The organism is Lentibacillus sp. (genome assembly GCF_035301675.1).
Classification (GTDB): domain Bacteria; phylum Bacillota; class Bacilli; order Bacillales; family Amphibacillaceae; genus Lentibacillus.
Genome location: NZ_DATGTT010000007.1, coordinates 1 through 6,631, shown reverse-complemented (window position 1 = coordinate 6,631; position 6,631 = coordinate 1). Strand labels below are relative to the sequence as shown.

The window sequence follows — 6,631 nt, the reverse complement described above, 5'->3', positions numbered from 1 at the left end:
AACTTAAGGTATAAGTTGGTGCGTCTTCTACCGCTCCGGAAATACACGCCGCTTTCCGCGGGCGGCTGGTGAGCCTCCTCGGGCTGACGCCCTGCGGGGTCTCACCTATGCCTTTGCTCCCGCAGGAGTCGTCGTGTATTTCCTACGCTCAAAATGACGATTCCTTTAGTTTGATTAGATATTTGTTTTAGAACACACCATCCAGCAGCTGGAATATGCGAGACTCCTGTGGGACAGCGAGCCTAAGAGACCCCACAGCGAGCGGTCTTTGTGAGCGAGGAGGCTCGTGGTGAGCCCACGGAAAGCGAGTATATTCCAGCTGCGTGGTTAGAGATTCTCGCTAACTTCTGGTTTGTGTCGCAGTATATATCAACTCAGCAGCTTACAAAATAACCATCTTTAACCAAAGAGCCGAAATCTATGAATCTAACTGGCTGCAGCGCACATAGCCTCTAAAATGTTCCTCAAGGATTTTACCTAATTGAAAAATCATATCTTCATTGCCATTTCGGCTCAAAATCTGGACACCAATCGGCATCCGGTCGTCATCCGTATCAACCGGTACGGTCAAAGATGGCAGCCCCCATACATTGGCATACGCAACATATGGCATAAATTGCAGAAAAGATTTCCGGATTGAGAAAATTTCACGATATACGTTTCCGTGTTCAGGGGCGCTTGTATGATAAACCGGCAAAATGAGCATACGATTTTTCAGATAATCCGAGAGCGTCTTATCACCCTGTTTAATCATCGCGGTAATTTCTCTTAGTTTGCCGGTCGTTGGCTTAAACAGCTTTGCACCAATAAGCGCCCAAGACATATATTGATGAATTTCCGTGTTTTTGGTCATCATTTCTTGAACATAACCCCGCACAACATTCGGCCGATCATGATTAAACGCCAGTTTTTTCATCATCTTTCCGCCATCAATCGACATAATTTCTTGCCATAGCTGGGCGCTTTCCTCAAAGTATGGTGGAATAATTCGGTTGACGGAGAGTGATCTCCTCAAAACATTTGCAATCTCATGAAGTATGTTGGTCGAATTGGCTGATAATGGAAAACCCGTTACAGCCGGTACAATATCAACCTTACAATCATAAATAGATTGTTTCTCGACAGGGTTAGTTGCTATCACTTGATACATGAGCTCAATATCCCGGACTGATTTTCCCATTGGCCCCATTCCTGCCATCCGATCCTGTAAAGGGTGCGCGTTTAAAGGAAAATGGCCAACCGGTGATACTTGAAATTTCCCTGGCTTAAATCCAACGACTCCATTGAAATGACTCGGAAAGCGTATGGAACCGCCAATGTCAGAACCAATGCCGGCAGCTGCTCCTCCTGTTCCGAGCAATGCACCCTCTCCACCGCTTGATCCGCCTGCAGTCCTTGTGAGGTCCCATGGATTATTTGTCCTGCCATACAGCTTATTATCCGTTTCCTGACAAAAGCAAAGCATAGGAATGTTCGTTTTTCCTAAAATAATCGCACCAGCTTTTTTTAACTTGCTGACAATCTCAGCATCGTTTCTGGCAATTAAGTGCTTTCTGCTTTTGATGCCCCCGGTCGTCTTCATGCCAGCAACGTCAAAAGCTTCTTTTATGCTGATCGGAACACCATGTAATGGTCCTTTGTCTGTTTGCTCCCGCCGGTTATCCATTTCGCGGGCTTCAGACAAAGCAGTTTCATAGCGATCCTCGACTGTGGCATTTATGGAAGGGTTTACATGTTTGCTATGATCTATATAGGTGCTAATAGCTTCGTAACTTGATATTTTCTCCTGTTTAATAGCACTGGCAAGCGATGTTGCATCCATATCCAGAACGGTTTCAAGAGTGTCCAGGCTTTTTTCTGCCGAAGCCATTTTCATCCCCCCTTAATAAGGACAGAGTGTCTGCACCTTGTCCCATTCAGCCAAACAACACCCATCCCTCGTTCAGAGCTATCTTTTTCATATCATCATCCGGATTCACGACAATCGGATATTTAACAAATTGAAACAGCGGAACATCACTTTCACTGTCAGCATACGCCCACGTTTCTTCCCCCTCTGCCTGAGACAGAATGCCAATCTGCTGCTGGCGGTCCATCCATTCCCGGACATGATTCACTTTTTCATCCCCGTTTATGATCGATCCTATATTGCCTGTACAAATTCCATTGCGGTCTATTTCGATTTCGGTGCTGATAATATGTACATCCAGTTCAAGTTCTTTTGTAAACGCTTTTAAAAAGGGATTGAGTGCACCGGATAAGACAATAATATGATCCCCCTGCCGTTCATGTTCACGAATTTTATGTATCAAACCATGATGAGCCTCCTGCTTGGCTTTTACCACCAATTCTCCGAAAAAATCATCAAGTTCTGCCTGCGTCATCCCTTTGAACGATTTAGCAAATGCTTTAAAAAATTGCATTCGAAATGCATTTTTGCCTTTGACCAGGCCGGCAGCTGCCGCTTTGACAATACCAGTCCCAACTACAATCCACTGTTTCCAGCCAAATGATTTATTCGCCGTCTGGAACATCACTTTGAATGAATTGCCCTGATAAAGCGTTCCGTCAAAGTCAACTGTCACAACGCCCATCGTTACCACCTCTTCATTTCATTGTAAGCCAGTCCGGTAAAAAAGTAAATATTCTAAATAGACAGCACGATCCGGGAAATATGGGCGAGAAAACGTATGAATCTGGAAAAAATCTGTTGACAGCAATTAAATTCCCCTGTAAATTAATAATAATTATTCAATTTAATAGTGACCATTTTCTTATCCAGAGAGGTGAAGGGACTGGCCCTGCGAAGCCTCGGCAACAGACTGCCCCTAGTACTGTGCCAATTCCAGTAAGCATCATGCTTTTAAGATGAGAAGTATCAGGTACTCGTTTACCCTCTTCTTATCCGGAAGAGGTTTTTTTCATTTATGGCGCTTCATTTTACATTCAAGATCAGAGGAGAGATAACATGTATTGTCAACCGCATCAAAGTGAAACAATTTTTACCCAGATCGGCAACCGGAAAGAAGAATCATTAAAAGCGGTCAGCACCCCGATTTATTTATCCACCTCATACAGACATAGTGAAGTCGGGCATGGTAATGGCTACGATTATTCACGGACCGGCAATCCGACCCGGGATGTTTTTGAAGAAGCAATGGCCAGCCTTGAAAACGGCGACAAGGCATTTGCCACCAGCTCCGGAATGAGTGCGATTCAGCTTGCGTTTTCCCTGTTTGCAAGCGGTGACCATATCATAACATGCCGTGATGTCTATGGCGGATCCTATCGCTATTTTGACTTTCTCGAACAAAAACAGAGCATTGATTTTACATATTGGAGCGGCAGCGATGAAGACGAACTGAAAAGGCAAATCCAGTCAAACACGAAAGCTATCTTTATCGAGACACCGACAAATCCGCTCATGACAAACATTGATATGACAGCTGTCTCGCGCATTGCTAAAGCGAATAATCTGTTTTTCATCGTCGACAACACGGTATATACGCCTTATATCCAAAAACCGCTTGATGACGGGGCTGATATTGTAATCCACAGTGCCACCAAGTATCTTGCCGGACATAATGACGTACTGGCAGGAATAGTTGTGTCCAAAGGAGAAAAACTGAGTGAAGAACTTGCCTATATCCACAATTCAACAGGTTCAACTTTGTCACCATTCGACTGCTGGCTCGTCATGCGCGGCATGAAAACTTTGCCTGTCCGCATGCGCCAGCACGAACAGAATGCAAAACAAGTTATGGAATACCTTGAATCACAGCCGCTCGTTAGAAAAGTACTCTATCCGGGCAAAGGCGGCATGCTGAGCTTTTTGCTGAAAGATGAAAACCGTGCCGTGCCATTTTTGCAGGCATTAAAGCTGTTTACATTTGCCGAAAGCCTTGGCGGTGTCGAAAGTCTGATTACCTATCCGGCGACACAGACACATGCTGAAATACCCGAGGAAGTACGCAATTCATACGGTCTTACCAACGAACTCTTACGGCTGTCAGTCGGAATCGAGCATGCAGACGATTTGATTCAAGATCTAAAACAGGGATTTGCGGCAGTGGAATAATTGACCTTGCCGTAAGAGAGACGCCCAGAAGCCAGCCGTTCGATTCATGTGATTTTTCGTACGAGTCGCGCGAGTTGAGAGCAGACTCGCGCGGAACAAAACGATCTTTCTGCTAGTCAAATTAAGATAAAAGAGGCTGAGACAAAAGTAATGAATCAAAGAAAAATTCGTTTTCATTTAAACCAGCGATGGAAAAATGCGGAGACTCCCGGGGGGGAGCATAGGCCTGGATGAGACCCGCAGTGCGACAGCGCGAGGAGGCTCATCAGCCGCACCGGGAAAGCGAAGCATTTTTCCGGAGCGGTTGTTAAGATTCACCCATACATTTCACTTAAATAGTCCAGGTATCATTCGTCTTTAATGTTAAACGTTTTAGTTATGTTCCAGCCCCTTGATTGCATCATTCTTCTGCATCATTCTTTTTCCGATTTGATTTTACACACCAGAAAGCTAAAGCTGAGACAGCCGCAACTGCACCGCCGACAGCAACCGGTCCTTTCTTCAGCTTGTTGTCCTCAGTATAAAACGTATCCTTTAAAACCAGATTGATATTTTGCGGGCGCTCAGCGAGACGGCGCATGAAATAGCCGAACCAGTCATCACCAAACGGGATATACGTGCAGAAGTTATAACCTTCATTTGCCAGTTTGTTCTGCATGTCATTCCGGAAACCGTAAAGCATTTGGAATTCGAATTTATCATTATCAATATTATTTTCTTCAACAAACGCTTTCAGCTCATTAATAATATGATGGTCATGCGTGCCGATTGAGGTAAACGCATCGCCCTTTAGCCGCTGTTTAGCAAGCTCCAAGAAATTGTGATCGATGGATGCTTTATCGGGATAAGCAACCTCTTCGCTTTCTTTATAGGCACCTTTGACAATCCGGATCCGGGTATCTTTCAAGTTTTCCAAATCATCTTCAGCGCGGTAAAGATACGACTGAATGACCGTTCCGACATGATCATAGTCTTTGCGGAGGGCATTCAGTACCTCCAGCGTCTCGTCATAATGTGCATAATCTTCCATATCAATATTGACAAAAATATCATGCTGCTTTGCCGTGCTGAGAATTTCTCTCATATTTCCAATGCAGTAATCCTGATCAATATCCAGTCCAAGCTGGGTTAATTTGACCGACAAATGACAATCCGCATTTTCCTCATGGATTGTATTAAGCAGCCTGATGATTTTATCCTTTGCCTGACCGGCTTCTGTTTTATCGGAAACAAACTCGCCCAAGTTATCAAGTGTACAGCTGATGCCTTGCTGATTCAGTTCTTTAACCGCTTCCATAACACTTTCAACCGTTGTGCCGGCAACGAACTTATCAGCACCCAGGGAAAACCCCCATTTTTTCGCCTGTGTATTTAACAATCGATTGTTTGATAGTCCAATGAAAAAATCCCTTATTATATTTGCCATGATGAAAACTCCCTCGACTTAATTTATAATGAATATTGTATAAACTATTGCTTATAGCAGATGATAATTCTATTATACTATAAACCGCATAAAAAAATAAAATGGCAACTTATAGATATTATGATTGATCCAAATGACGACTTTCAGGACTTCTGGTAAAATAAAAGAATCATCGTAAAAGGAGATTTGGCAACATGGCAAACCATTTAACATTGCGCGCACTCGAAAAGGATGATTTAACGTTTCTGCACAAACTATTTAATAATCCCGATGTCATGAATTACTGGTTCAGCGAGTCTTATATGTCGATGGAACATTTGAAAGAAAGCTATGATAAAGACAAGGACAACCCGAAAAACCGCGAATTCATATTGACTGACGGTGAGAAGCAGCTGGGATTTGTCGGACTGTTTGACATTGAACAGCGGCACCGGAATGCGGAATTTGCCATCATGATTGATCCCGGCCATCAGGGAAGCGGATATGCAGGCAAAGCCACAAAACTGGCAATGGATTATGCGTTTTCCGTGCTTAATCTTCATAAACTTTATTTAATTGTATCGAAAGTAAACGAAAAGGCCAGCCATGTTTATGAAAAAGCCGGTTTCCGCGCTGAAGGTGAGATGAAAGAGCATTTCTTTATCAACGGAGAATACCATGACAGTATTATGATGAGTCTCTTTCAGCGGGATTATTGGAAGATGAAACAGGAAGCTTCTCAATGGTGAGAATCGCGTCCACTTAAGGGGTTCTTTTTGCGTTGAAAGAGTAGCCAACAACGTTAAAAGCTGCCGATGACATGAACCGGCAGCTTAATCTCTCACCCCGACTAAGACCAATCACTTCGGGCGATGTCGCTTGTTCCGCTTATTGTCCAGATTGAGAAACTCCCTATCCTCGGCAAACTCCGCATCAGGATCTGGCTTTTGCTTCACGAACCGGTTTTTGTTGTTTTGCTTGTTCTTATCTTTGTTGCGGTTTTTATTTTGTTCGGACATATGACCTTCCTCCTATATTTATCATGTCACATGCTTATTTTCCCCGCCGTTCTTCATAATATGACAAAACGTCTAAAAGCTGTCAGAATCATTCGTGTGACTCATTGACATTTTTGAAATGTTCATATA

The 6,631-nt window shown here is 43.6% G+C and carries 6 protein-coding genes and 1 riboswitch; of the genes, 2 read left to right on the top strand and 4 right to left on the bottom strand.

The features are described 5' to 3' along the window. Positions 1 to 418 precede the first annotated feature (418 nt). Positions 419 to 1,870, bottom strand: coding sequence for an amidase (locus VK097_RS01260; RefSeq protein WP_324209982.1), 1,452 nt, complete (start codon positions 1,868 to 1,870; stop codon positions 419 to 421). Between the two features lie 46 nt (positions 1,871 to 1,916). Beyond that, positions 1,917 to 2,594 carry an HAD family hydrolase gene (locus VK097_RS01255; protein ID WP_324209981.1) on the bottom strand — a complete coding sequence of 226 codons (678 nt, stop codon included), beginning with the start codon at positions 2,592 to 2,594 and terminating at the stop codon, positions 1,917 to 1,919. Between the two features lie 177 nt (positions 2,595 to 2,771). After that, positions 2,772 to 2,875, top strand: a riboswitch (SAM riboswitch). 93 nt (positions 2,876 to 2,968) lie between these two features. On the opposite strand from VK097_RS01255, the gene VK097_RS01250 reads away from it, so the two are divergent. Beyond that, entirely contained in the window at positions 2,969 to 4,078 is a 1,110-nt protein-coding gene (locus VK097_RS01250; protein WP_324209980.1) for a PLP-dependent transferase, read from the top strand. A 400-nt stretch (positions 4,079 to 4,478) separates the two neighbouring features. Here VK097_RS01250 and VK097_RS01245 read toward each other — a convergent pair whose 3' ends face one another. Then, positions 4,479 to 5,504, bottom strand: coding sequence for a proline dehydrogenase family protein (locus VK097_RS01245; protein ID WP_324209979.1), 1,026 nt, complete (start codon positions 5,502 to 5,504; stop codon positions 4,479 to 4,481). A 194-nt stretch (positions 5,505 to 5,698) separates the two neighbouring features. Between VK097_RS01245 and VK097_RS01240 the strand changes: the two genes are divergently transcribed. Then, positions 5,699 to 6,232, top strand: a complete 534-nt coding sequence (locus VK097_RS01240) for a GNAT family N-acetyltransferase (protein ID WP_324209978.1) — start codon at positions 5,699 to 5,701, stop codon at positions 6,230 to 6,232. Positions 6,233 to 6,343: 111 nt separating this feature from the next. Here VK097_RS01240 and VK097_RS01235 read toward each other — a convergent pair whose 3' ends face one another. Next, positions 6,344 to 6,502 carry a hypothetical protein gene (locus tag VK097_RS01235; RefSeq protein ID WP_324209977.1) on the bottom strand — a complete coding sequence of 53 codons (159 nt, stop codon included), beginning with the start codon at positions 6,500 to 6,502 and terminating at the stop codon, positions 6,344 to 6,346. Between the last annotated feature and the right edge of the window lie 129 nt (positions 6,503 to 6,631).